1 protein-coding gene is annotated in these 1,764 nt (G+C 65.8%); it reads right to left on the minus strand.

Annotated features, from left to right (window positions below):
• Positions 1 to 196 precede the first annotated feature (196 nt).
• A complete protein-coding gene (locus ACYSM9_RS21785) occupies positions 197 to 1,756 on the minus strand; it encodes an IS1182 family transposase (protein ID WP_461859029.1) in 1,560 nt (519 codons plus the stop codon).
• Positions 1,757 to 1,764: the final 8 nt, after the last annotated feature.

Below are 1,764 nucleotides of genomic sequence, written 5' to 3' on the forward strand. Positions count from 1 at the left end.
CTAGGAGACTGCTGAACTAAGTGCTTCGTGGGGCTGGTCCCGGGCGTTCATTGGCCGGGGCCAGCCCTCCTTTTTGTGGGGTGGGGTTCTGGGACTGAAGCGTTTGAGGGTCGATTCTGGGCCTCTGATGCCTGTCGGTCGGAAGGCGGGTGTTGCCTTGGGTGGTTGGGAGAGTCCTGGTCCCTGATTCCGGGGTTCAGGGGATGGCCCAGGATCCCTGTTCGCTGGTGAGTCCGAGCTTCAGGAGGCGTCGGAGGTTCAGTCCTGCGATCCGTAGTTGGAGCCAGGCGTTGTTCCGTTTGATTCCGTGGTGGGGAACGCGTCGGTTGCCGAGGGTGAGCCAGGCGATGGACCGTTCGACCATGGGCCGGTGGGTGCGGTAGTCGTGCTGGAAGTCCGGGTCAGCGGCTCGTTGCCGGTGTTCGCGCTGCAGGGCGTCGTGCTCTTGCAGTTCGAGCTTCCGTCCCCGTGCTGAGGTGGTGCACCGTGTCCGAAGCGGGCAGCCGCTGCAGGCGGCGCCGAACGTAACCCGCCGTTTGGCGGTGATCCTGCGCGTGAGCCCGTTCGGGCAGGTGGCGGTGCCGGCTGCTTCATCGACGGTGAAGTCATCAAGGGTAAACCCTCCCTCAACGGCCGGGCGCAGCGGCCAGGGCTTGATCACCGGAATATGCCCGGCGGACGCGAGGGCAGCGAGCATGTCCCCCGAACCGTAGGCCGAATCGGCCAGGACCTGGACGCTCGTGCCGGCGATCGTAGGATCCCTGGTGATGAGCCTGGCTCCGACGGCTCCGTCGCTGTTTTCCGCACCGGAGGCCTTGGTCAGTTCCGCGGCGGTAATCAGCCCGGTGTCGGGTTCGATCACGATGTGGGCCTTGAAGCCGTCCTGCTGACGGGACTGGGTCTTGTGAGCGTGCCGGGCGTCCGGGTCCACGGTGGAGATCATCCGATCCGGGGCGACTTTCCGGGCGATCCGCCACCGCCCGTCGGTCCCGTCAGAGTCCTCGGCCGGTTCCACGTCCTGCCCCGCGACCAAGGCCAGCAACGCATACGCATCAGCAGCCCTGCCCTCCAACGTTTCAGGATCAACCGCGCCCAGCAGTGACAACGCGTCCGTGACCAGTGCCGAGATCAGCCCGTCCTTGGCCGCCGGGTCATCCCAGGCGATGTGCGGCTTACCTGTGCGGGTGTAGTCATACCCTCTCGCGTGGGCAGCCAAGAGTTCCTGACCACCAGGGACGTCACGGCCGAACCGGCGGATCCCGGCGATCAGCTGGGTGATGGTGTCCTGCCTGGCCACAGCATCGTCCAGGACAGTCGAGTCCACCGCCCGCCGGCGCTTACCCTTCAGCACCCCGGTCTCGGCAACGACCTCGGCGATCGCCTCCATGATCCGGTACGGATTCGACGACCCTGCCAGACGCCTGCGCCAGTACGTCAGCGTGCTCGGGTGAAACGCAGTATCAGTGAGCCCGTACCCGCACGCAGCCTTCCAGCGAAGATCATAGGTCAGCGCCTCGGCGGTTTCCCGATCGGAGAGTCCCTGCAAGGCCTGCAGCACCAGCACTGAGCCGATCACCGGCGCCGGTACCGACGGACGTCCCCGCCGCGACGGGAAGAGATCCTCCATCATCGAATCCGGAAACAAGCGCCCCCGGTGCTTGGCCAAAAAAGCGAAGACACTGCCCGGAGCCAACAACTCCCCGGCCAGTGCCTCCACATCCAAATACCCACGCTGCGCGTCCTCGCGTCCCTGCATACGACCAG

The sequence above is a fragment of the Arthrobacter sp. C152 genome, assembly GCF_054890965.1.

Excerpts from the sequence above, each read along its gene's own strand:
- ACYSM9_RS21785 (WP_461859029.1), bottom strand. The coding sequence starts at position 1,756 with ATGCAGGGACGCGAGGACGCGCAGCGTGGGTATTTGGATGTGGAGGCA.